Below are 24,905 nucleotides of genomic sequence, written 5' to 3'. Positions count from 1 at the left end.
CACTGTTGACTGTTAGTCTTTGTCAGCAACCTTATCAATTGATGCAAGAATACCCCGTAGCATCTTCAGCTCTTTGCCATCTGGGCGTGCACGGTTAAATAAGCGACGCACTTTGGTCATGATCATGCCTGGGTGTTTAGGCTGAATAAAACCGGTTTTTTGCATTGCTGATTCAAAGTGATCGTAAAAGCGCTCAGTCTCTTCAACTAATGGATACTGCTCTTCTTCATCAATAACATCTTTTTTATCAAAGCCTGCTTGTTGCGCTTCAAGAAAGTTCATGCGCACTTCATAGCTAAGCGTTTGTACCGCCATAGCTAAATTTAGTGAGCTGTATTCAGGGTTAGCAGGAATACAAACATGATAATGGCACAGTTGCAGTTCATCGTTCGTTAAGCCGCTACTTTCACGACCAAACACCAATGCCACAGGGTATTTGCTACCTTCTTCAACAAATTTAGCACCGCACTCACGTGGCTCTAACATAGGCCAAGGCAGTGTACGAGAACGAGCACTAGTACCAACCACAAGACCACAGTCTTCAATAGCTTCTTTCATGGTTGATACAACTTTCGCGTTAGCAAGTACATCCGTTGCGCCTGCAGCTAAGGCTTGCGCTTGGCCGTTAGGCATCTCAATAGGGTCGACTAAAACTAAATTTTTTAAGCCCATGGTTTTCATGGCGCGTGCAGCACTACCAATATTGCGACAATCAGAGGTATTCACTAATACAATACGAACGTTATCTAACATACTATTTATACATACAAAGAAAAATTGCCCGAATTTTATCACAGGATTTGCCATTATGTCGTTAAAATTAGCATACTTCGGTAACAAAAAAGAACAAAAAAACAGCGTCCGTTAGGTCGATATTTTATGTCTTGTGGCATTAATGCATAAGTTGATGGTAAGCGCCAACGCCGTGATTTAACAAGGTTTTCACAGTTGCAAATTAACCAGACTCAACTATACATAATAACCAGTTTAACAATTTTAAGTTGCTATCGCTTTTTGCTTAGGTGTTTGCTATAATTTGCCACCGTTTTTGACCTGGTCGGCGAATGCGATCGACCAAAATTGTTCTTTCTACAAATAGGGTAGTTGCAATGCATCCAATGCTTAATATCGCCGTGCGCGCTGCGCGCAGTGCCGGTAATGTTATCGCTCGCGCGTTCGAGCAAACAGACAAACTAGAAGTTGAAGCGAAAGGCACCAATGATTTTGTCACCAATGTTGACAGACAAGCCGAGCAAATCATCATCGACACCATTTTAAAGTCGTATCCAGATCACTCGATCGTTTCTGAAGAGCGAGGCGTTATTCACGGTGAAAATGCAGACTACCAGTGGATCATCGACCCGCTTGATGGTACCACCAACTTTGTAAAAGGGATTCCTCATTTTGCCGTATCTATTGCCCTAAAAGTTAAAGGCAAACTAGACCAAGCGGTTATTTACGATCCAATTCGTGGTGAACTATTTACTGCTAGCCGCGGTAAAGGTGCGCAACTAAACAATGCGCGTATCCGTGTTAACAGCATGAAAGATATCAATGGTACTGTATTAGCTACCGGCTTCCCTTTTAAAAACAAAGCAAGTACTGAAGCATACTTAAATATGTTCCAAGAACTGTTTGTAAAAACAGCTGACATGCGTCGTGCTGGCTCTGCAGCGCTTGACTTAGCTTACGTTGCTGCTGGTCGTGTAGATGGTTTCTTCGAACTAGGATTAAAGCCTTGGGATACAGCCGCAGGTGAGCTTATGATCATTGAAGCAGGTGGCATGGTGACTGACTTTAATGGTGGTCCAAATCATGCGAAGAGTGGCAATACTGTTGCTGCCAATGCGCGTTTGTTAAAGCAAATTTTAACAACTATTCGCCCACACTTAACACCGGCAATGAAGCACTTATAATTCTGAGTGAGTGTATTTTAAATGGCTGCATTTGCAGCCTTTTTTATAACCTGTAAACTGCGCATAGTAACTTATATTTCCGTCGTTAAAAATCGTCAGCATAATATTTAGCTACATCAAACTGACTCACAACATTCTTAATGGATTGTTGCTGTGACTCCGTTAACTGGGTTTGCCATTTATTAGCAGAGATCATCGGGTCCTTTTGAGTATCGTAATAAGAGTCGCTATTTTTGGATGTGGAGTATTCAATAAAATTTTGGGTTTGTTGTTCAAATGGAATAGCAAGCTTTTCATAAACCCCTTGAATTTTTTTCAATGGCGCCCCACAAACATCTTCATACTTTAGAGTAATAGCTACACCATCACCATAATCAGCTTGTAAGGCTGAATCATTGACAATTCCCCAACGGACGGCGAGACGCTCAATATCGGACATATTCTTGATATCATTTATATCAAATAAATCACAATCGCCTTGCTTTAATAAAAGCTCGAATAAAGGTAAGTCATCATAAATCGGAATTGTCCCTGAAAATTTTTTACTACTCTCTCCGCGTAACGTTGAGGCAATATGACCACATGGGTGTCTCAACAAATGAATACTGTCAGCGTTAGTCAGTTTTTGTATTAGTGGCATACGACCAAGGGACTCAATACTTTTCCAAACAGTTAATTGTGGTTGTTGCTGGTGACGTATCGGAGATAAACCTGGAAACCCTACTTTTAATGACAACTTTGTTAGGTAGGAAGAAGTTAGAAAAATTTGATGGTCGAGAAATGACATATAGGACTTACGAAAAAAAGGTCTTGATGCAATCACTTTTTCATCTTTAGATGCTAGCCACTCGCGAACAGATTGCTCAAGCAAAGGTGCATCATGATTTTTCGCGATCAAAGGAATATTATTTTTCGGCTGGGCAGAGTCTGGTTCATGTAAGTAGTACGTATGTTGGCTGCTATCCAAAAGCTTGCCAATCCAAGTTGTACCTGAGCGTGGCATACCGAATAGCAATACCAATTTATTATCAACCATGCTTCCCCTCTTTTTTTGTTATTTAGTTCAACTACTGGGCTTTACTGTTCGCTCAATTATAAGTATCAAATAGCTTTACAAACATCCACGTGACAAAAAATAAAAATCATCGCTGTAGATATATTCTTATAAAAATTTTTCTACCCGTTGTATAAGCGCATGTTTTTACAACAATAAAATAAGCATAGTCGAGAAATATTATTGTTGTTTGATTAATTCTCTCAAACTTAAATAACCAAAAGTTATATGCAATCGAATTTAAATAGTTTATAGTTATGTATTTGCGCGTAGTATTTATTATCACATCATTCAGTAAACGGCATGTCGATAATGAATTACAGTGCAACATCATCAATCCCAATAAAATCAAAATTCATCCGTGGCGAAGTTGCCTTGATCGGCGCGGGTCCCGGTGATGCTGAACTTCTTACCATCAAAGCAGTGCGCTTTTTACAGCAAGCTAATGTTGTGATTTACGACCGCTTAGTAAGTCGAGAGATTGTTCACTTAACGCCCGTCAATTGTCGGCGCCTGTACGTTGGCAAAGAGCTTCACAAGCAGTGTGTGTCGCAGTCACAAATCAATGAAACCTTATTGCAACATGCACGCAAAGGCGAAAAAGTGGTTCGCCTTAAAGGTGGGGACAGTTTTATCTTTGGTCGAGGTAGTGAAGAGGTCGAATATTTATTAACAAATGGTATTAATTGCCATGTTATCCCTGGCATTACTGCAGCCTCGGGGGCAACAACCTATGCAGGTATTCCGTTAACCCATCGCGACGTTGCCCACAGTTGTAGCTTTATTACTGGACACTTAAAACATGGTAATGAACTGTGCTTACCTTGGCATGAATACGCCGCTAGTAAGCAGACTTTAGTCTTTTACATGGGGCTCAGCAATGCGTTATTGATACAACAGCAACTACGAGCTCATGGTAAACCCAGCAAAACCCCCGTCGCCATTATTCATCGTGGAACCCAGCCGGGGCAGCAAGTTTGGCGTACCGAGCTGTGTTCATTGGCAAGCACGATTGCTCATCATAACATCCGTTCACCAAGCTTGATTGTGGTTGGCGATGTCGTCAATGTGTTAGCTGACTATCACGTTAATAGTGCGCACGGTGCTTACCTGACAGCTGATAAGCAGGTTTATGAAGATTTAGCGGTAACTCAGTAAAAGCTTTATAACAGACATAAAAAAACCAGCGTTAACGCTGGTTTTTTGCATACTGTAAGTCGCTGGTTAGCGCATGTGTTCTATAAGGGAAAACCTTCTTGATCTGCGCCTTCTTTTTCAATCACTTCCGGCATAAGATCTTCTTTTGAAATACCTAACCCTAAAGCAACCGTTGATGCAACATAAATTGATGAGTAAGTACCGATAACAATACCGAATAACAATGCTGTTGCAAAGCCATGGATCAATGCCCCGCCTTTAAAGAACAAGGCTAATAATACCAAGAAAGTGGTAAATGAGGTGATCATGGTACGTGATAAGGTTTGCGTTAATGAGATATTGATGATCTCTTCTGGCGTACCTTTGCGTAGCTTACGGAAATTCTCGCGAATACGGTCTGATACTACAATGGTATCATTAAGCGAGTAACCAATTACCGCTAATACCGCTGCAAGTACCGTTAAGTCAAACTCAAGACCTAATACCGAAAACAAACCTAACGTTAAGATAACATCGTGGGCAAGTGCGGTAACAGAGCCCAACGCGAATCGCCATTCAAAACGAAATGCCACGTAAATCAAGATACAGATCAATGCAGTTAGCATAGCTAAACCACCCTGCTCTGTTAACTCTTCACCGACATTAGCACCAACAAACTCGATACGTCGCATAACAACCTCTTGCTCGGTACCTTGTTTAAGCATGGTTAGGATTTCATTGCCTAACATCTCAGCTTTAACGTTGTCACGTTGACCTAAGCGGATCAGTACGTCATTAGTACTACCAAAAAGTTGTACGACAGCATCATCGTAACCACCGTTTTCCATAACAGTACGAATTTTGCTTAAATCAGCAGGCTGTTCAAAGCCAACTTCAAGCAAAGTACCACCAGTAAAATCAAGGCCCCAATTAAGCTTATTTACAGATAACGACACCAATGACGCAATCACCAGCACGATACTGATAATAGACGTCGCCTTACGAATTGACATAAAGGCAATGACGTCATCAAATTTAAAAAACTTCTTTATAAATTCCATTATATGACCCCTGCCTAAATAGATAGCTTATTGATGCGTTTACCGCCCCAGATGGCATTAACCACCGCACGGGTACCAACAATCGAGGTAAACATAGACGTAATGATACCGATTGATAAGGTAACAGCGAAGCCTTTAATTGGGCCTGTACCAACGGCAAACAAGATCAATGCAGCGATTAAGGTGGTAATGTTGGCATCGAAAATGGTTGAGAATGCCGAGTCGTAACCGCGATTAATCGATTGCTGTACCGATTGCCCGTCGCGTAACTCTTCACGAATACGCTCAAATATCAGCACATTTGCATCGACCGCCATACCAACGGTTAATACAATACCCGCCATACCCGGTAAGGTTAATGTTGCCCCTGGAATCAACGACATCACACCAACGATAAGCACTAAGTTCGCTGCTAGAGCAAGATTTGCCACCAAGCCAAACTTCTTGTAGTACATCACCATAAACAGCAGAACGGCTAAGAAGCCCCAAGTTATGGCCTGCATACCTAGCTCAACGTTTTCAGCACCAAGTGATGGACCAACTGTACGCTCTTCAACAATAGCGATAGGTGCAATCAAAGCTCCGGCACGTAATAATAAAGCAAGGTTATGTGCAGCAGCTGGTGAGTCTTGGCCGGTGATGCGGAAGCTTTTACCTAGGCGAGCTTGAATGGTTGCAACGCTGATCACTTCCATTTCTTTTTCAAATTTTAAGCTACCGTCAGGGTTTTTACCCACGGCTTTGCTTTCAATGAACACCGTTGCCATTGGCTTACCAATGTTGTCTTTAGTGGCGTTTGAAAACAGGCTACCACCTTTGCTATCTAAGTCGATATTAACTTGTGGACGGCTAGTTTCAGGATCTAATGAAGACTTAGCGTTAACAATGTGCTCTCCGCGCAACATAATGCGCTTTTTCAGCAACTGCGGGCGACCGTCTTGATCATTTACAACAAACGAACCTGGCGGTACACGACCATTAATTGCATCGACTACGTCGTGGTCTTGATCAACCATATGAAATTGCAATGTCGCTGTGGCACCTAAGATTTCCTTGGCACGCGCAGTATCTTGGATACCCGGTAGCTCAACCACAATGTGTTTTGCACCTTGACGCTGTACAAGGGGCTCGGCAACACCTAGTTCGTTAACACGGTTACGAATAATGGTGATGTTTTGCTGTAGAGCATACTCGCGAGTTTCTTTGATTTTCGCATCGCTCATGGTCACTTTAAGCGACATGCGATCGTCATTTTCAACGAATACATAATCACCGTATGTACGCTTTAAAACATCTTCAGCGGCAGCAATGTCTTCAACGTTGCGGAAAATAATCTCTACGCCGTCACCAGACTCATTAACACTACGATAGCGAATTTTTTCATTGCGCAACTGAGTACGAAAATCACCAACCATGTTCTCTTGAGCTCGGCTCATGGCCGTAGCCATATCCACTTCCATCAGAAAGTGCACACCACCAGACAAGTCAAGACCAAGTTTCATTGGCACACCGCCAAGGTTTGCTAACCAATCAGGTGTTGCAGGCGTTAAGTTCAACGCTACCGAGTATTCATTACCTAAATGTTCAGCTAAAGCCTCGTTTGCTTGTTGTTGATTGTTGTAATCCACAAAGCGCACCAAAACTTGGCCATTTTTTAATTCAGCTGCAGAGTAGCCAATACCTTGTGCTTTTAAATGTTCAACAACGGTATCCAGCGTAGCGGCATTAGCCTCAACGCCTTTGGTGCCGCTAATTTGTACTGCAGGGTCCTCACCATAATAGTTTGGCAACGCGTACAAGGCGGCGATGGCGATGATAAGCACCACCATCAAATTTTTCCATAATGGGTATTTGTTTAACACAACCTATCCTTAGAGTGACTTCATTGTCCCTTTTGGTAGTACCGCTGATACAGCTGCTTTTTGCACTGTTAACTCAGTACCTTCGGCGACGCTAACTACGATGAAGTCTTTTTCAGTCGATACTTTAACGATTTTACCGACAACACCACCTTGTGTAAGTACTTCATCACCTTTTGATAATGATTCCATTAGGCTTTTATGCTCCTTTACACGCTTAGCTTGTGGACGGTAAATCATGAAATAGAACACCACACCGAAAATCAGTAACATAATAAGCATTTCAAAACCGCCACCAGATTGTGGTTGCGCAGCTGCGTGTGCTTTACTAATAAAAAAGTCCATAAATTCCTCTTAACTTAATTAAATTTAATATTTGAAAAAAACAGGCCAGTAAAAGCTCGTTATTCTTCTTTTGCTTTTAAAGGTGGCACTTCCATACCGCGACGGGCGTAGAAGTCTGCCACAAATTCGTCTAATTTACCTTGCTCAATCGCATCTCGCAATCCCTGCATCACACGCTGGTAAAAACGTAAGTTATGCATAGTATTTAATTGCGACCCCAGAATTTCATTACACTTATCTAAATGATGTAAGTACGCTTTTGAGTAATTTTTACATGTGTAACAATCACACTCTGGATCCAATGGGCCGGTATCGGTTTTGTTTTTGGCATTGCGAATTTTCACCACACCATCAGTAACAAATAAGTGACCGTTGCGGGCATTACGGGTTGGCATTACACAGTCAAACATGTCGATACCACGACGCACACCTTCGACAAGGTCCTCTGGTTTACCTACTCCCATTAGATATCGGGGCTTATTCTCAGGAATCAAGTCAGGGGTGTGATCAAGAATGCGGATCATATCTTCTTTAGGCTCACCTACCGATAAACCACCAATCGCGTAACCATCAAAATCAATTTCTTGCAGACCCGCAGCGGATACTTCACGAAGGTCTTCGTACATACCACCTTGGACAATACCAAATAACGCATTCGGGTTACCTTCATGAGCTTTTTTAGAACGCTTTGCCCAGCGTAGCGATAGCTCCATCGAGTCTTTCGCTTCTTGGTGAGTTGCTGGATATGGCGTACATTCATCAAAGATCATGACGATATCTGAACCTAAGCTGCGTTGTACTTCCATAGAGCGCTCAGGGGTTAGCATGATTTTCTCACCGTTTACAGGCGAGCGAAACTCGACACCTTTTTCCGTGATCTTACGCATTTCACCTAAACTGAATACTTGGAATCCACCGGAGTCGGTTAAAATTGGCTTATGCCAGTTCATGAAATCATGCAAGTCGCCGTGCTGTTCGATAATTTCAGTGCCTGGGCGTAACATTAAGTGGAAAGTGTTCCCTAGAAGAATGTGTGCACCGGTTTGCTCAACCTCATCGGTGGTCATGCCCTTTACCGTACCATAGGTACCAACTGGCATAAACGCTGGCGTTTCTACCACACCTCGGTCAAAAATCAAACGGCCACGGCGCGCTTTGCCGTCTTTATTAATTAATTCGTATTTCATTATCTATCCTTACCGCAGCGAAACAGGCCACGGTGATTGTTTAACGTTACTACCTAGAATTGGTCTAAGTATTAACTAAAGTCGCTGGAAACGCTGTGGCGTTGCCCATCTATTGATTTATCATCTAGTTGTGCGAGTCGGTTTTACGCGTTAAGAACATCGCATCGCCGTATGAGAAAAAGCGATACTTTTCCTCAACAGCGACTTTATATGCGTTCATCATATGGTCGTAACCAGCGAACGCGCTTACCAACATCAATAATGTTGATTCCGATAAATGGAAGTTAGTTACCAAGGCATCGATTAATTCAAATTCATAACCAGGGGTGATAAAGATATCGGTATCGCCGGCAAACTCTGATAGCTCTTTGCCTTGCTGTTTCGCATGCTTAGCTGCACTTTCAAGGCTGCGAACCGATGTGGTGCCAACGGCAATAACACGGTTGCCGGCAGCTTTTGTCGCTGTTATTTGCTCAATAACCTCTTGGCTTACTTCCGCATACTCTGAATGCATCACGTGATCTTTAATGTCGTCGACACGCACCGGTTGGAATGTACCTGCACCGACATGCAAGGTAACGAAAGCAAGGTTAACACCTTTGTCTTTTAACTTATCGAGTAACTGAGTTTCAAAGTGCAACCCAGCGGTAGGTGCGGCAACTGCACCCGGTTTTTCATTGTATACCGTTTGATAGCGCTCTTTATCTGAGTCTTCATCAGGGCGGTCAATATAGGGTGGCAAAGGCATATGGCCAATATCTTCTAGTACCTCTAAAAAGCTATTGTCTGAATGCACTTCAATTTCAAACAGCGCATCATGGCGAGCCAGCATCGTTGCCGGCACCTTGCCTTCTAAGAGTAATTCCGTACCAGGTTTCGGTGATTTAGATGCACGAACGTGTGCTAACGCACGCTTATCATCAAGGATGCGCTCGACTAACACTTCAATTTTACCACCGGTCGCTTTAGTGCCGTAAACACGAGCTGGGATAACTCGAGTATTGTTAAATACCAACAAGTCACCAGGGTTAATCTGGTCGATAACTTGATTAAAAGTAAGATGCTGTAGTTCGCCTGTATTACCATCAACGGTCATTAAACGGCTCGCAGAACGTTCTTTTTGTGGATAACGAGCGATGAGTTCATCAGGAAGTTCAAAAGAAAAATCAGAAACACGCATAGTGGCCTTCAATCAAAAATAGTAGGAAAACGGCGACATAGTTACGAACAGTCATGTTATTGATAACCGTTAACCATGTTGAAAATCGGCTAATTTTAAAACTGGCAGGGTGTTAAGGCAAGCGAATTCACGGTAAATCGACCGAGAATCGTCTGTTTATCAAGTTACAGCCTCAGCCAACAGATCATGTGAAGGATTCACACGGCTAGCAAAGCGCATAATCATGAAAGACAACAAACGAAGCCGTAAACAATAAAAACGACCTTAATACAGTCGCTCTATACTGGACTAGGATTGGGCACGTGCAGATAAGAAGATCGCTAATCGCCTGTCAATGTGGCAAGGTCACCATGGCGAGTAAGCCCGACAAATTATATTACCTATAAATATTGCGATTAAAGATAAAAATACTATTCACAGGCATTTACTTACGATATCTGATTAGGCGTTCGTCTGGAGGGCGACTTATCGCGCTCTAATTCGCCAAATATACTATCTTGCTCAACAGTGGTATCAACGCAATTAAGATCAACTTCCACTTTTTGAGCACACTGGTGGTTACTTTTAACAAACCAGCGACTCACTTTTTGCAAAATTTTCATTGTTAAACTCCTTTTTAAGCGACAACTAACACTTTCAGGCAAAAACATACGCTCTGATCCTAGTGCGAAAATTCATCATAAATAGCCAGCGTTCAAAATTCAACCTAAATAGCAACGAGATCAAACTAAAAAACGCCAAACGCATAGTTTTATTTTGTGCAAAGTCGAAAACGATGAAAAAAACCGCCAAAACAACCAATAAAACATTACCTAGCAAGGGCTTAACAAAGATAACATAAGACTTATCACGCTCTACATATATGCATACAGCCATATATCACAACACCTTTCGGTTCACTATTTAACCACTTAGAAAAAAATTGCAAATTTTCTCTTTACAGCGAAAAACCCATATGTATAATGCACAGCCATTGCAGGGGTGTAGTTCCAATTGGTAGAACGGCGGTCTCCAAAACCGACGGTTGGGAGTTCGAGTCTCTCCACCCCTGCCATCTCTTTTCTGCTAAGCGTACTCGCTACATTTAATATCCTAATCAATCCGATAAACTTCTTTTAAAGCCAAGAAAAACATTCTTTCTAGCATCATATTTTGCGCTACCCGTAGATAGTCATAATGTTTATATCGAATACTCACAGGCTTAGATTTCAGTTATCGCTAAATAGCTAATAGTCATTGAGTCAAACCGCTAGGCATGTCATTATTATCCACCTGAGCTAACGTTATTTTCTCGCTACTTTGTTTACCATGATCACTACAAAACAGCTTTCTCATTTACAGCATATGGGCATAGATGTCTGGCAACGTCGGGATGGCTTTTTTGACGATCTCAAGGCAGACGAAACAGTGTCACTGAGTAACTCTGAAGCGCCTCTTAAGGCTGTAAACGAAGCTAAACCTCAAACGCTTGATGCAGATAAAACTGCTAAAGCAAACACACAAGCATCATCGCCAAGTTCGCAAACGCAACAAGATACGAACAAATCACCTCAAAAAGACTCAGCAGAGCAGTTGCTTAATGACGGTTTTATCCGCGATGTATTATTATCGATAGGCATCAAAGCGACAGAGGTGGAAATCACCGATTTACATGCTTTGCACCCTAAATTAAAGATGGGTAGCCTCGTATGGCAACTGAATGATAATGACAGTGTCGATTATCGCGATGGCATATTAACAACGCCATTATTGCCAATACTCTGTCAACAATGGCACCTAAAACGCCAATTGTGGCAAGCTTTGTGTCAACATCAACAATCGTAATAAGACCGCTTGATGGCAAATCTTAGTGATCACAGCAGTAACATAATGAATATTACCCGTTTTGACGAAACATCATTAACAGCCATTTATGACATTGAAGTTGCTTGTAACAGCCACCCATGGAGTGAAAAATTACTGGCAAGCTGTATTGGCGGCCGCTACATCACGCGACAATTACAAAGCGAGCATGGCAAAATTGTTGGTTTTTACATTGCAGATTGGGTTATTGACGAAATGACCTTAATGGAAATCTGTGTGCACCCAGCCCATCAAGGTCTTGGTTTAGGTCAGCACTTACTCGATGATTTATTCAAACAAGCCAGGCAAAACGATGTTATCGATATTCATTTAGAAGTTAGAGCGAGCAATCAAAGCGCCCTACACCTATACCAAAAAAATGGTTTTGTCGAAACCTATCGACGTAAAGACTATTACCCGAGTGCCACTCATATTAGCGGTAAAGAGGATGCCATTGTGATGAAAAAATCGCTAGGCTAACAAGAGCACTATTTTAGCCACCGATTTAACCACTAATAACCTGAAAAAATTATCACTTTTCTATCCTTAGCTAATGCCCTCGACTACTATCTTCTGTATAATATTGCGCCTTTATACAATGCGCTTTTGTGTGCTTTTTCATAAACGGCGCGAGTTAGTCGTAAAACTGAATAACAAACAGTCGCTAACCACTTGTTTTAATAGCTTTAATACAGAGTAACTTAACACCATGACAATTCAGCAGCAGGAAGTAAACAAACGTCGTACTTTCGCCATCATCTCTCACCCGGATGCTGGTAAAACGACGATCACCGAAAAAGTATTGCTATTTGGTCAAGCCATTCAGCAAGCTGGTACCGTAAAAGGTAAAAAATCAGGGCAACACGCCAAATCCGACTGGATGGAAATGGAAAAGGATCGTGGTATCTCAATCACCACCTCAGTAATGCAATTTCCTTATGCCGATTGCTTAGTCAACCTATTAGATACCCCAGGTCACGAAGACTTCTCAGAAGATACCTATCGTACCTTAACCGCTGTTGATTCATGTTTAATGGTTATTGATACCGCCAAAGGTGTTGAGGATCGTACCATTAAACTGATGGAAGTTACTCGCCTTCGTGACACACCAATCATCACCTTTATGAACAAAATGGACCGTGATGTTCGTGATCCTATTGAAGTTATGGACGAGGTTGAAGAAGTTCTCAAAATTAAGTGTGCGCCAATTACATGGCCGATTGGCATGGGTAAAGAGTTCAAAGGTGTATATAACCTTCTAACTGACGAGACCATTTTATACAGAACGGGTCAAGGCCATACCATTCAAGAGAAAGTGGTTGTTAAAGGTTTAGATAACCCAGAGCTTGATGAAAAAATTGGTAGCTTTGCCGAAGATCTTCGCGATGAAATGGAGTTGGTACAAGGCGCGTGTCACGAATTTAATTTAGAAGAGTTCTTAGCCGGTGAATTAACACCGGTTTACTTTGGTACCGCATTGGGTAACTTTGGTGTTGATCATATGCTTGATGGCTTGACTCAATGGGCACCAGCACCACAGCCACGCCAAACAGACACACGCGAAGTTACAGCACAAGAAGAAAAGTTCTCAGGCTTTGTTTTTAAAATTCAAGCCAATATGGATCCAAAGCACCGTGACCGTATCGCCTTCATGCGCATTTGCTCAGGTAGTTACAAAAAAGGCATGAAAATGCGCCAGGTGCGTATTGGTAAAGACGTTAAAATTGCTGACGCGGTAACCTTTATGGCCGGCGACCGTGCCAACGTTGAAGAAGCGTTTGCAGGCGATATCATTGGCCTGCACAATCATGGCTCAATTCAAATTGGTGATACCTTCACTGAAGGTGAAGAAATGAAGTTTGCTGGTATTCCAAACTTTGCGCCAGAAATGTTCCGTCGTATTCGCCTAAGAGATCCATTAAAAGCTAAGCAGCTACAAAAAGGCTTAATCCAGCTTTCTGAAGAAGGTGCGGTACAAGTATTTAGACCATTAGCCAACAACGACATGATAGTTGGTGCCGTTGGTGTGCTGCAGTTTGAGGTGGTTGTACATCGCTTGAAAACCGAATACAACGTTGATGCTATCTACGAGCCAATTTCAGTTGCCACAGCTCGTTGGGTACAATGTAACGACAGTAAGATCATGGCGCAATTTGAAAAGAAAGCTTACGATAATTTAGCGTTAGATGGTGGTGATAACCTGACTTATATCGCTCCGACTATGGTTAACCTAAACTTAACGCAAGAGCGCTACCCTGAGGTTGAGTTCCTTAAAACTCGCGAACATTAAAGATAATAGAGATCAAACAGACAATGAACATCCGTCAGTTATTAAGTGAAAAAGTATCAGCGGCGATGATTGCTGCAGGATTACCAGAAGATACCAACCCAGCGGTAAGTATTTCATCTCGTCCGCAATTTGGCGATTATCAAGCAAATGGTGTTATGGGCGCAGCGAAGAAGCTGAAAACTAACCCGCGCGAACTTGCACAAAAAGTTGTTGATAACTTAGATTTAGATGGCATCGCCGACAATATCGAATTAGCAGGCCCAGGCTTTATCAATATCCACTTAGATAAAAACTGGTTATCGAGCCAACTCGATATCGCTAGCAAAGACACTAAATTAAACGTGAGCCAAGCAAGCGAGCCAAAAACCGTTGTTGTTGACTACTCCGCACCAAACCTTGCTAAAGAAATGCACGTTGGTCACTTACGCTCAACCATTATTGGTGATGCGGTAGTACGTGCTCTTGAATTTCGCGGTGAAAAGGTTATTCGTCAAAACCACATGGGTGACTGGGGTACGCAGTTTGGTATGCTATTAGCGCACCTTAGCGATAAGCTAGCTGCCAATGAAGTTGCCGAAACTGCTCTAGCCGATCTAGAAAACTTCTATCGCGAAGCCAAAATTCGTTTTGATAACGAAGACGGTTTTGCCGATCGTGCCCGTGACTACGTGGTAAAACTTCAAGGTGGTGATGCAGATTGTTTGACCTTATGGCAACAATTTATCGATATCTCAATCCATCACTCTGAAGAAATCTATGACAAACTAAACGTTACCTTAAAACGTAGCGACATCATGGGTGAGAGTGCATACAACCCTGATCTACCAAAAGTCATCGATGAGTTAATGGCGAAAAATATTGCCGTTGAAGATCAAGGCGCGAAAGTGGTATTTCTAGATGAAATGGCCAACAAAGCCGGCGAACCGTCAGTATTTATCGTGCAAAAGTCAGGCGGCGGTTACTTATATGCAACCACCGACCTTTCAGCATGTCGCTACCGCAGTGGCGAGCTAAATGCTGATCGCATCATCATATTTACGGACGCGCGCCAATCATTGCACTTTAAACAAGTAGAAGTTACCGCTCGCAAAGCTGGTTTCTTACCTGAAACCACCGCTTATGATCACTGCCCATTTGGCATGATGATGGGCAACGATGGTAAGCCGTTTAAAACACGTACGGGCGGCACAGTGAAACTGGCTGAGCTACTTGATGAAGCGGTAACACGTGCTGAAGCACTTATGGCTGACAAAATTGCCGACTTCTCAGAGCAAGAGCGTAAAGAAATTGCCCATAAAGTGGGTATTGGTGCGGTTAAATTTGCCGATTTATCAAAGAACCGGACCTCGGATTATATCTTCAACTGGCAAACCATGTTGAGCTTTGAAGGCGCGACTGCACCATACTTACAATACGCTTACACGCGTATTCAAAGTATCTTCAAAAAAGCAGGTATCGATGCCGCAAGCATTAACCAAGATATGTTAATTGACGCGCCGCAAGAAAAAGCACTCGCGGTTAAGTTAATGCAATTTGAAGAAGTGCTTGATCAAGTCATCGCTGATTGTACGCCAAACTTACTGTGTAGTTACCTATATGAGCTAGCAAGCTTATATATGAGCTTCTACGAGGCTTGCCCTATCTTAAAAGAGGGGATTGAAGAGCCAGTGAAATTATCTCGTTTACGCTTATGTCAGTTAATCGCCCGTACCTTACAACAAGGTTTAGACCTGCTAGGTATTGAAGTGATGGAACGCATGTAAACAACGCTTAATCGCGAAAAAACGGTGCCTATAACGGCACCGTTTTTTTATGCTAAATATATATTTTCACAAATCAATAGCAAAATCAGTATGGATAAATAACCGCCTGTTATTATTGGCATTACTAACAATTTTGAACTAGCTTCAAAGTAACCATGCAATAAAGATGAATTTTAGCGTAATAGAGAATAATTATAATAAGCGATAAAATTGTCCTCACCGATAGCCATTGCCACCTCGACTTTCGTGAATTCGATGCAGAACGAGAGATACTCATCGAACGCTGTTATCAACAAGGCGTAGAGCGTTTTATTATCCCTGCAATTACCGCCGAACGTTGGCCTCGAGTATTAGGCTTATGTCAACGTCATCCTCAGGCTTATCCATGCCTAGGCTTGCACCCATGGTGGATCGAAGATGCGACCGATGAACACCTTTGGTTGCTCGAGCAATTTGCCGCTGAAGAGCCTCTCGTCGCAATTGGCGAAATTGGCATTGATGGCGCAATTGATGATCTTGACAAACAGAGCCACTATTTTGGCGCACAATTAACGATCGCCAACAATCAACAATTGCCTGTGGTTATTCACCACCGCAAAAGCCATCATTTGATCACGCCGAAACTCAAACAAGCCAAGGTAACTCACGGCGGTGTTATTCATGCCTTTTCTGGTAATTACCAACAGGCGATGACGTATATTGATATGGGCTTTAAGTTAGGTATTGGCGGTACCATTACCTACGAACGAGCGGCCAAAACTCGTGATGCGGTGAGCAAAATACCCATCGAAGCGATTGTATTAGAAACAGATGCACCAGCATTGCCATTGAACGGATTTCAAGGTAAGCATAACTCGCCTGAACAATTACCACGAGTATTAACAAGCTTGGCCGAATTGCGCCAGCAAGATGAAGTCGATTTGGCTAAGCAAATAGAAATGAATGTTGAGCAAGTATTTAAATTAACTCAATTTAACTCAGAAGTAAGCGCCCAATTAACCGCCTAACGTTTGGCAATAGGCAAACACGTTAAGAGCGTTGCCACATGTAAGCAGTGCGTCTATTAAAAGTGTGCTAATGAATACAGGAAAAATTTCCAAGAAGAGTTTCTAGCAACATAGTCTTAACAATGTAAGCTACCGAATCGCCATAATCGTATCGCAATAAGCGATTGGCTCAATGGCTAAAGCAATGACAAACCGGTAAATAATGCGTTTAACGTGACGGTGTTGATGCCTTGTTTTTCCGCTCGCCTTTGGCTTTTTTAGGAGGCCTGACGCCATGACGAGAAAAGCGACTTAAACCTCGCGTCAATAAAAAGCCAACCGCTAACGCCGCAATCAATATGACTCGCGAGTATTCAAATTGTTGCTGCATTTGCGCTTTGACTTCACCAATAATCTGCTCTTTCTCAAAGGTTAAGCGCAAATAGCCTTGTAGCTCATCGGTGCGGATCTCTTGCACAAACGGTAAAAAACGCTCTGTTTCATTGCGGCTGCCGGCATCTAAGCCATATAAGGTTTTAACAGAGCTAGCCCCTTTACTTTGTGCTATGACTTCACCACTTGCATCATACAAGTGAGCCTGCTCGACTAATTCTGATTCTGTTAATGACTGCACAAAGTTTTGCAGTAAGCCTTTATCATTTTGCTTTAACAAAACCTTACTAACATGAACGGCTTGTCCTAAATGCTGATTAGCAATACGTGAAAAGTGCTGCTCTAGCGTCTCGGCACCATCATCGGTGCCAACAACAGAGAGTGCCAACACAGCGACCAACAAGATCACCGCAGCACAAATTTCTAACAGCTTAACATAAACAGGCGTGACTTTTGGGTACATAATCTCGTACTGATCATCAATCGGCAACCATAACACATATGTTGTTAGCGCTTTTCACTAACAATCACCAGAAGCCGAAAAAAGTTATAAGAATATCAACATTGCTCTATACACTATAGAGGGTAATCTGCGATTATAGAATCACTTTTTGTTTTTACCTGTCGATTTTTACGATTTACCGTTATGGAAAACCTATCTCTTAAGCTTGTCCAAGCCGCTACCATTGAGCAATTATTTGATGGTATTACAGCATTACCTCACAGCTTTACTGTTGAAGAAGACGCACTAACAACCACTAAGTCAGCTACCAGCTCTGTAACTGAATTAGTGCTATTTAGTGATACTCCAGCGATGCAGCTCCAACAGATATTGTCACTGATTGATTGCCACGAAATTACCCTTAGCGCGATAAATCATCGTTCAGGTCGCAGCAGCTATCGTTTTCAGGTAGCAGATCAATGTATCCAATACAAAGATATCATCAACGATTTAGCGCTAGAGCATAAGTTTGAAGTGGCCCTTCTTAGCCATGCGCCAACACTCGCAGAACCGGGCCTGTTGGTTATGGATATGGACTCGACCACGATACAGATAGAGTGTATCGATGAAATTGCCAAATTAGCAGGGGTTGGCGAGATGGTCAGTGCCGTTACCGAACGAGCCATGCAAGGGGAGCTAGACTTTGCCGAGAGCCTAAAAGCAAGAGTTGCAGCACTTGCCGGCGCCGATGAGGCGATTTTGGCACAAGTTGCCCGTGATATTCCGCTGATGCATGGTTTATTACCGCTGATTGAAGAATTAAAACAACACGGTTGGAGAGTTGCCGTTGCCTCGGGTGGTTTTACCTATTTCACCGAGATACTGAAACAGCAACTTGATTTAGATGCCACGCAAGCCAATGTACTTGAAATCGAGCAAGGCAAGTTAACAGGCAAAGTGTTAGGTGATATAACCGATGCAAAGGTCAAAGCAGACACCTTAGTGAAGTTAGCCAAGCAATATCAAATTCCTAACGTTCAGACTGTTGCCATGGGCGATGGTGCTAACGACTTGCAGATGATGCAAGCCGCTCACTTGGGCGTTGCCTTTGAAGCGAAACCGATTGTATTAAAACAAGCCAGTGCGGCAATCAACATTACCGGTTTAGATACGTTATTACATTACTTGAAGTAACTAAGCAAGGCTATTTCTCTTGCTGCGCTAAACAAGCCACAGATAACCGTATATAGAGTCTTGCCATACTTGGCGACTCTATATAAACTGTACATTTATACATACCCAACAATCTAACTAATCTCATGGCTAAAACGAAAACCGCATACGTGTGTAACGACTGCGGTGCAGATTTCCCTCGTTGGATGGGTCAATGCACCGAATGCAAAGCTTGGAACACCATCAGTGAAATACGCTTAGCAAAAGCGCCTGCAAAGAATCAAAGCTTTTCCGGTTATGCCGGACAAACTGAGGCAAAGGTACAAGTATTAAATGCCATCGACTTAACCGATTTGCCACGTTTTACCTCCGGCTTTGTCGAATTTGACCGAGTACTCGGTGGCGGCATCGTTCCTGGTTCTGCGATATTAATTGGCGGTGAGCCTGGAGCAGGTAAGTCAACGCTGTTATTACAGACTATGTGTGAGCTAGCCGAAACCATGGGCGCTCTGTATGTAACCGGTGAAGAGTCATTACAGCAGGTAGCCATGCGCGCCAACCGACTTGGTTTGAAAACTGATAAGTTAAAAATGCTGTCGGAAACCTCGGTTGAAAATATTTGTAATATTGCCGACCGTGAGAAACCGAAAATTATGGTTATCGACTCGATTCAAGTGATGCACATGAGCGATATCCAGTCAGCCCCTGGTAGTGTCTCGCAAGTGCGTGAATCAGCTGCTTATTTAACGCGATTTGCCAAACAAAATCATGTCGCGATGCTCATTGTTGGCCATGTCACCAAAGATGGCTCTCTAGCTGGCCCTAAAGTATTAGAGCATTGCATTGATTGCTCTATCATGCTCGAAGGTAGCACCGATTCAAGGTTTCGTACCCTGCGCGGTCACAAAAACCGTTTTGGTGCCGTAAATGAATTGGGTGTTTTCGCGATGACTGGCCAAGGTTTAAAAGAAGTGAAAAACCCGTCGGCGATTTTCTTATCCCGTCAAGATGAACAAACTCCTGGCTCAGTGGTGATGGTACTTTGGGAAGGTACTCGCCCGTTGTTGGTGGAAATCCAAGCTTTGGTTGACTATTCTGCGCTAGCGAATCCGAGACGTGTCGTGGTGGGCGCAGAACAAAATCGATTGTCGATGTTGCTTGCGGTATTAAATCGCCATGGCGGTTTGCAAATGAATGACCAAGATGTGTTTGTTAACGTCGTAGGTGGTGTCAAAGTCAGTGAAACCAGTATCGATTTAGCGCTGATTTTGGCACTGGTATCGAGTTTTCGCGATCGCAGTTTACCAAGGGACTTAGTCGTTTTTGGTGAAATTGGTTTATCAGGTGAAATCCGCCCGGTGCCATCGGGGCAAGAGCGCATTAACGAAGCCGCTAAGCACGGCTTTAAAAAAGCGATTGTGCCTAAAGCGAATATGCCTAAAGACGCACCTGATGGTATGGAAATAATTGGCGTAAGTAAACTTGCCGAAGCACTCGAAGCCATTTAACTAGCGCCGTGTCGGTATCGTCTCGCAAGTTTTACAACAATTGCATAAACAATTTGTAATCAGCTTTCGACAGTACAATCTTGCCAAGGTAGAATAGCCATTTTACGTATAATTATTCTACCTTGGTAACTATGAAAACCTTTCTGTTAACGTCATTATCGTTACTGTCATTTGGTTTGAGCACTGCCCATGCCAATAGTGAAACCAGTAACCAACAACCAACCAAGCCTGCGTTGAGCATTGAACGCATTTATTCTGCACCGTCATTAAACGGGGCAAGCACCAAACAATTAAAATACAGCCCAGATGGTACGAAAGTAACCTACCTAAAAGCGAAGCAAGAAGATACTAACCGCTACGATTTATGGCAGTATGACATCCGTAAGAATAGCCATGCCCTGCTGGTTGACTCAAACAGTTTGTCACAAGGTAAAGAAGAGCTAAGTGACGAAGAAAAAGCCCGCCGTGAGCGTATGCGTGTCTATGGTACAGGCATTATGGAATATGTTTTATCAAGCGACGGTAAGCATATTTTATTCCCTATTGCTGGCGATCTGTATCTATACGATTTAGCTAATGCCCAAGCCACCCGCTTAACCAATGACGAAGCGTTTGAAACAGACATTAAATTCTCACCATCAGGTCGTTATGTATCATTCATTAAAGAGCAAGATATTTTTGTTATTGACCTTGATAGCAATCGTCAAATGCAGCTGACAATCGACGGTGAAGGTACTATCAAAAATGGTATGGCCGAGTTTGTTGCCCAAGAAGAAATGGATCGCATGACCGGCTATTGGTGGTCACCTAATGAGAAACACATCGCCTTTTTAAAAGTCGACGAATCAGGTGTTAACACTGAAATACGCAACGAAATCTATGCCGATGAAATTAAATTATTTGAACAACGCTACCCAGCTACGGGTACCAACAATGTAGAAGTTAGTCTGCACAGCGTTAAAGTCAGCAATGGTGATATTAAAGATTATTCATTGGGTAAAGAAAAAGATATTTACATCGCCCGTGTTAACTGGACTCCAGATTCACGACACATTGTTTATCAATGGCAAGATCGTGCCCAGCAAACACTGAAACTGATGTTCCAGAGTCAAAAAGGCAAACGTGGCAAGTCAGTTATTACCGAGACCTCTGAGCATTGGATTAACTTAAACGACGACTTAACCTTCCTTGATTCGCGTAAACAGTTTATTTGGGCATCTGAGCGCGATGGATACAAGCACTTGTATCTTTACGACTACGATGGTGACGTAATTACTCGCCTTACCGAAGGTAACTGGGTAGTTGATGAAATCGTTGCGGTAGATGAAGAGCAAGGTTATGTCTATTTCACCGGTCGTGCAGATACGCCTCTAGAAAAACACTTGTATAAAGTAACGCTAGACGGTAAATCACCAAAGCATGCGATTCGTGTTAGCAAGCGCAGTGGCTTCCACTCTGTTGCTTTTGCTAGCGACAAACAAAGCTACATAGATACGTTCTCTAATATCAATACACCAAAGCAAGTGAGCTTACATCAAGCCAATGGTGAAATGATCACGTTCTTAAAAGAGAATAAGTTGGATGAGGGCCACCCTGCATATCCATACATGGATGAGTTGGTACAACCAAAGTTTGGCTCAATTAAGGCCAGCGATGGCACAACCGATCTGTACTACAAACTTTATCAACCTAAAGACTTAGAGTTAGGTAAACAATACCCTGTTATTGTCAACGTTTATGGGGGGCCACACGCCCAACGCGTTACCAATACATGGCAAGGCTTAGACTTTACTCAGTACTTAGTACAGCAAGGTTATGTGGTATTTCAATTAGATAACCGCGGTTCAAACTATCGTGGTACGGCGTTTGAGTTTGCTATTCATAAGCACCTAGGCGAAGTAGAGCTTGATGATCAGATCAGCGGTGTTAAATTCCTGCATACCCTTCCGTATGTCGATAAACAACGCATTGGTATCTATGGCCACAGTTATGGTGGTTATATGGCGATTATGGCATTATTTAAAGCCGGCGATTACTTCAAAGCGGGTGTTAGTGGCGCACCGGTAACCGATTGGTTGTTATACGACACTCATTACACGGAGCGTTATTTATCACATCCACAAACCAACGCTAAAGGTTATGAATTAAGCTCGGTATTCCCGTATGTTGAACAATTTAACGATAAGCAAAACTCGTTGTTTTTATACCACGGTATGGCCGATGACAACGTATTGTTTACCAACTCAACTAAGCTAATTAAAGCCATGCAAGACGCAAACAAGCAGTTTGAGCTAATGACCTACCCTGGCAGTAAGCACAGTATGCGTGGTAAGAAGGTAAAAACGCACTTAAACCATGCCATTCTAGACTTCTTTAATCGTCGTTTAAAAACGCAATAAACTTGCCAACGACAGCAAACAAAAAGGCTCAGCAAGTGCTGTAATGCCGTTCACTTAAGGTGAGCGGCATTGTTTTTTCTAGGATAACGACTAGGTCGTTTTTTTACACTCCTTGGGAATGTTCTTTGTCTTCTCGGTTCTAATATGAGGCTTCCAGCCATACTATAGAAGCTTTTAAGGTGCTGTGGAACTGCGCCTGGCGATGAGTAAGGAAGACCGACTAGCAATCTCATAATATGAGCAAGCGCGCCATTAAAGCTGAGCTGATACGGTAAATAGTCGCCTTTGAGACTGTAGCACATCTGGACCATTTGATACCGAATGAGGTTATAGGTTAACAGTACGCCCCAGAGCTCCTGTTTGACGAGTTCGGGTAGACGACTTCTCAATGTCAATCTGTTGCCAAGCATATATTGCTTCTGCTCCCTGTAGCCAAGTTCAATTTCCCATCGATGACTATATAAATCGGCTATGTCCGCACTAGGATAGCGCATAGGGTCAACCATGGATGTAAGCACATCATATTGCTTTCCCTTTACCGTTCTGGATATCAGTCGGACAATAAGCTCTTTTGGTAACTCAGGAAATAGTTTTCTCGCTCGGGGATTGCTTGTCAGTTTGATAAGCTTATCCTGACGACCTAACTTACGTATAACTTCATATTGAGTATTCTTTTTTAACGGTATAAGCCAATGGCGTTCAGTCCCCGTTGTTTGCCATTTGTGCAGCAAGCCAAGCGAGTAAAAACCACGGTCAAATAGGGTCAGACTATTATCTGGTGTCGTTTCAATTAATTGCTGGGCCAGTACCATTTCATTCACGCTATAACAATCAATGCGCTGCCGGTAATTAAATGACTGCTTAATTCCATTTGGCAGACCATACGTACTTGTGGATACTGGGTTTCAAGACCATCACGGTTAGTTGGCTTAAGGAAGGATTCATTATTCTGTGGCGTATCTTCTGTCCGCCAAACTACCCCGTCTACGCCTAACAACGTTAGCCCATTCCACGTCGGTAATTTTGCATGTTCATACCAATGACGTCCCGTACATTCAAACAAAGCTTTGGCAGCCGCCTCTCCTAAATCCTTTCGACGTTGAGTGAGCGCGCTTGGAGCAACAAAAGGCTTACCTTCTCTATCAACAATATCAAGCATGTTTACTACATCTGCCATAGACTTGTCGTTATAAATAGCCATACCGACAAGTAACCATGCCATAGATTCTAAAGTTAACTTTCGCTTTCTCAGCGTCACAGTATCCGAAAGCTGATAGGCCTCTTCGATGAGTTTTAACGGCAGCATGTCTGCCAATGTTTCAACTTGATTGGGCTTGAAGTTGTTGATGATGTCTAGAGCCTGAGATACGTGCATAAAAAAATCCGATAAACGATGTTTATCGGATTTTTACATACTGTGCGGATCGTTCAACTGATCCTTTTAATAATGCCTAACTGATCGGCATTACAGCAAGTGCTGAGCCTTTTTATTTCGACAACACGATTAGTGCTATTGTAAGTCGCTAATTAGCGTTTTTAACCAGCGCTCTTCATTAATAAATGCCCAACTCCATTGTTGATATTGCTCGCCAATACCCGCCGCTAAAATAGCTTCTTCCGTTTGCCCCGCATCAAGCGCCTTTTGTACCCGTTCGATTGAGTATTCTATCATCGCGATAAGCTTCGCTAATTCTGTTTTATCGGCTAATGCGCCATGGCCTGGGATAATCTTAACGTCATCAGGGTAACTTTCGGCAATTTTCTTAATATTAGCTAAATAGCCTTTAACCGTACCGCCTGCGTTTAAATCAACATAAGGGAAGCGACCTTGAAAAAATAAATCGCCCATATGCAAAACGTTAGCATTTTTAAAATAAACTATTGAATCACCGTCAGTATGTCCCTTCGGTAAATGCATTAACTCAATGGTTTCATCTGCAAGGTAAATCGTTACCCCTGATTCATACGTGACAACGGGTAAATCAGCCTTGCTTTGTTTATCGTTGGCAGCAACACGCTTGCGAACATTCTCATGAGCAAAAATTGGTGCATGTCGAGCAAAGTGTGCATTAGCGCCGGTATGATCACCGTGATAGTGAGTATTGACAACATACTTTAACGGCGCATCGTTGATGTCTTTCATTGCGGCTTCAATTTTGTCGGCTAAGCCGGCAAATTGATCATCGACCAGTACCAAGCCTTCATCAGTGGCTAAAACACCAATATTGCCGCCCATGCCCTCTAACATATAAACATTACCTGCTACCTGCTGAGTTTTGATTTTCACGTTTGAAAAGTCTTGAGCTGCAGCAACCTGAAAGCTCAACAGGATAGTTGTCGCCAATGTGATTAATTTCTTCATTTGAGTTC

At 42.7% G+C, this 24,905-nt stretch carries 20 protein-coding genes, 1 tRNA gene and 1 pseudogene; 11 read left to right on the top strand and 11 right to left on the bottom strand.

Going from position 1 to position 24,905, the window contains the following annotated elements; translation table 11 throughout:
- Positions 1 to 12 precede the first annotated feature (12 nt).
- Positions 13 to 753 carry a tRNA (cytosine(32)/uridine(32)-2'-O)-methyltransferase TrmJ gene (trmJ, locus tag ACAX20_RS03180; RefSeq protein ID WP_371188542.1) on the bottom strand — a complete coding sequence of 247 codons (741 nt, stop codon included), beginning with the start codon at positions 751 to 753 and terminating at the stop codon, positions 13 to 15.
- Between the two features lie 356 nt (positions 754 to 1,109).
- Here trmJ and suhB point away from each other — a divergent pair, with 356 nt between their 5' ends.
- Positions 1,110 to 1,916, top strand: coding sequence for an inositol-1-monophosphatase (suhB, locus tag ACAX20_RS03175; RefSeq protein ID WP_371188540.1), 807 nt, complete (start codon positions 1,110 to 1,112; stop codon positions 1,914 to 1,916).
- Between the two features lie 85 nt (positions 1,917 to 2,001).
- Here suhB and ACAX20_RS03170 read toward each other — a convergent pair whose 3' ends face one another.
- Complete coding sequence (locus ACAX20_RS03170) at positions 2,002 to 2,952, bottom strand: sulfotransferase (RefSeq protein WP_371188538.1); 951 nt, start codon at positions 2,950 to 2,952, stop codon at positions 2,002 to 2,004.
- A 321-nt stretch (positions 2,953 to 3,273) separates the two neighbouring features.
- Here ACAX20_RS03170 and cobA point away from each other — a divergent pair, with 321 nt between their 5' ends.
- On the top strand, positions 3,274 to 4,128 hold the full coding sequence (gene cobA, locus ACAX20_RS03165) for a uroporphyrinogen-III C-methyltransferase (RefSeq protein WP_371188536.1): 855 nt from the start codon (positions 3,274 to 3,276) through the stop codon (positions 4,126 to 4,128).
- An 80-nt stretch (positions 4,129 to 4,208) separates the two neighbouring features.
- Here cobA and secF read toward each other — a convergent pair whose 3' ends face one another.
- The 6 genes from secF to ACAX20_RS03135 form a co-directional block, all read right to left on the bottom strand.
- On the bottom strand, positions 4,209 to 5,120 hold the full coding sequence (gene secF, locus ACAX20_RS03160; protein ID WP_371189564.1) for a protein translocase subunit SecF: 912 nt from the start codon (positions 5,118 to 5,120) through the stop codon (positions 4,209 to 4,211).
- 62 nt (positions 5,121 to 5,182) lie between these two features.
- A complete protein-coding gene (gene secD, locus ACAX20_RS03155; RefSeq protein ID WP_371188534.1) occupies positions 5,183 to 7,030 on the bottom strand; it encodes a protein translocase subunit SecD in 1,848 nt (615 codons plus the stop codon).
- A 9-nt stretch (positions 7,031 to 7,039) separates the two neighbouring features.
- Positions 7,040 to 7,372, bottom strand: coding sequence for a preprotein translocase subunit YajC (gene yajC / locus ACAX20_RS03150; RefSeq protein ID WP_371188533.1), 333 nt, complete (start codon positions 7,370 to 7,372; stop codon positions 7,040 to 7,042).
- A gap of 59 nt (positions 7,373 to 7,431) precedes the next feature.
- On the bottom strand, positions 7,432 to 8,559 hold the full coding sequence (tgt, locus tag ACAX20_RS03145; protein ID WP_371188531.1) for a tRNA guanosine(34) transglycosylase Tgt: 1,128 nt from the start codon (positions 8,557 to 8,559) through the stop codon (positions 7,432 to 7,434).
- Between the two features lie 124 nt (positions 8,560 to 8,683).
- The gene (queA, locus tag ACAX20_RS03140; protein ID WP_371188529.1) at positions 8,684 to 9,739 is read right to left on the bottom strand and encodes a tRNA preQ1(34) S-adenosylmethionine ribosyltransferase-isomerase QueA; all 1,056 of its coding nucleotides are present in this window, start codon (positions 9,737 to 9,739) and stop codon (positions 8,684 to 8,686) included.
- Positions 9,740 to 10,167: 428 nt separating this feature from the next.
- Positions 10,168 to 10,341, bottom strand: a complete 174-nt coding sequence (locus tag ACAX20_RS03135; RefSeq protein ID WP_371188527.1) for a hypothetical protein — start codon at positions 10,339 to 10,341, stop codon at positions 10,168 to 10,170.
- A gap of 375 nt (positions 10,342 to 10,716) precedes the next feature.
- Between ACAX20_RS03135 and ACAX20_RS03130 the strand changes: the two genes are divergently transcribed.
- From ACAX20_RS03130 to ACAX20_RS03105, 6 genes are all read left to right on the top strand, one after another.
- Positions 10,717 to 10,793 (top strand) — tRNA-Trp (locus tag ACAX20_RS03130).
- 254 nt (positions 10,794 to 11,047) lie between these two features.
- Positions 11,048 to 11,563: a DNA polymerase III subunit psi gene (locus ACAX20_RS03125; RefSeq protein ID WP_371188525.1), complete on the top strand. Its 516-nt coding sequence runs from the start codon at positions 11,048 to 11,050 to the stop codon at positions 11,561 to 11,563.
- Positions 11,564 to 11,608: 45 nt separating this feature from the next.
- Entirely contained in the window at positions 11,609 to 12,061 is a 453-nt protein-coding gene (rimI, locus tag ACAX20_RS03120) for a ribosomal protein S18-alanine N-acetyltransferase (protein WP_371188523.1), read from the top strand.
- Between the two features lie 229 nt (positions 12,062 to 12,290).
- On the top strand, positions 12,291 to 13,871 hold the full coding sequence (gene prfC / locus ACAX20_RS03115; protein WP_371188522.1) for a peptide chain release factor 3: 1,581 nt from the start codon (positions 12,291 to 12,293) through the stop codon (positions 13,869 to 13,871).
- Positions 13,872 to 13,894: 23 nt separating this feature from the next.
- Complete coding sequence (gene argS / locus ACAX20_RS03110) at positions 13,895 to 15,634, top strand: arginine--tRNA ligase (RefSeq protein WP_371188520.1); 1,740 nt, start codon at positions 13,895 to 13,897, stop codon at positions 15,632 to 15,634.
- 188 nt (positions 15,635 to 15,822) lie between these two features.
- The gene (locus ACAX20_RS03105; protein WP_371189562.1) at positions 15,823 to 16,641 is read left to right on the top strand and encodes a TatD family hydrolase; all 819 of its coding nucleotides are present in this window, start codon (positions 15,823 to 15,825) and stop codon (positions 16,639 to 16,641) included.
- A gap of 208 nt (positions 16,642 to 16,849) precedes the next feature.
- Here the strand turns inward: ACAX20_RS03105 and ACAX20_RS03100 are convergent, their stop codons facing one another.
- On the bottom strand, positions 16,850 to 17,476 hold the full coding sequence (locus ACAX20_RS03100) for an AhpA/YtjB family protein (protein WP_371188518.1): 627 nt from the start codon (positions 17,474 to 17,476) through the stop codon (positions 16,850 to 16,852).
- A gap of 183 nt (positions 17,477 to 17,659) precedes the next feature.
- Between ACAX20_RS03100 and serB the strand changes: the two genes are divergently transcribed.
- The 3 genes from serB (at position 17,660) to ACAX20_RS03085 (ending at position 22,535) form a co-directional block, all read left to right on the top strand.
- Positions 17,660 to 18,649, top strand: a complete 990-nt coding sequence (gene serB / locus ACAX20_RS03095) for a phosphoserine phosphatase SerB (protein ID WP_371188516.1) — start codon at positions 17,660 to 17,662, stop codon at positions 18,647 to 18,649.
- A 125-nt stretch (positions 18,650 to 18,774) separates the two neighbouring features.
- Positions 18,775 to 20,136 carry a DNA repair protein RadA gene (radA, locus tag ACAX20_RS03090; RefSeq protein WP_371188515.1) on the top strand — a complete coding sequence of 454 codons (1,362 nt, stop codon included), beginning with the start codon at positions 18,775 to 18,777 and terminating at the stop codon, positions 20,134 to 20,136.
- A 131-nt stretch (positions 20,137 to 20,267) separates the two neighbouring features.
- Positions 20,268 to 22,535 (top strand): DPP IV N-terminal domain-containing protein, encoded by a 2,268-nt coding sequence (locus ACAX20_RS03085; protein ID WP_371188513.1) that lies wholly within the window; start codon positions 20,268 to 20,270, stop codon positions 22,533 to 22,535.
- A 50-nt stretch (positions 22,536 to 22,585) separates the two neighbouring features.
- On the opposite strand, the pseudogene ACAX20_RS03080 reads toward ACAX20_RS03085, so the two are convergent.
- Together ACAX20_RS03080 and ACAX20_RS03075 are read right to left on the bottom strand one after the other, a co-directional pair.
- Positions 22,586 to 23,910: pseudogene (locus ACAX20_RS03080) on the bottom strand (IS4 family transposase).
- Positions 23,911 to 24,045: 135 nt separating this feature from the next.
- Entirely contained in the window at positions 24,046 to 24,897 is an 852-nt protein-coding gene (locus ACAX20_RS03075; RefSeq protein WP_371188511.1) for an MBL fold metallo-hydrolase, read from the bottom strand.
- Positions 24,898 to 24,905 lie beyond the last annotated feature (8 nt).

This window comes from Thalassotalea sp. Sam97 (assembly GCF_041379765.1).
In the GTDB taxonomy this organism is placed as follows: domain Bacteria; phylum Pseudomonadota; class Gammaproteobacteria; order Enterobacterales; family Alteromonadaceae; genus Thalassotalea_A; species Thalassotalea_A maritima.
This window is presented reverse-complemented; position numbering and strand designations above follow the sequence as displayed.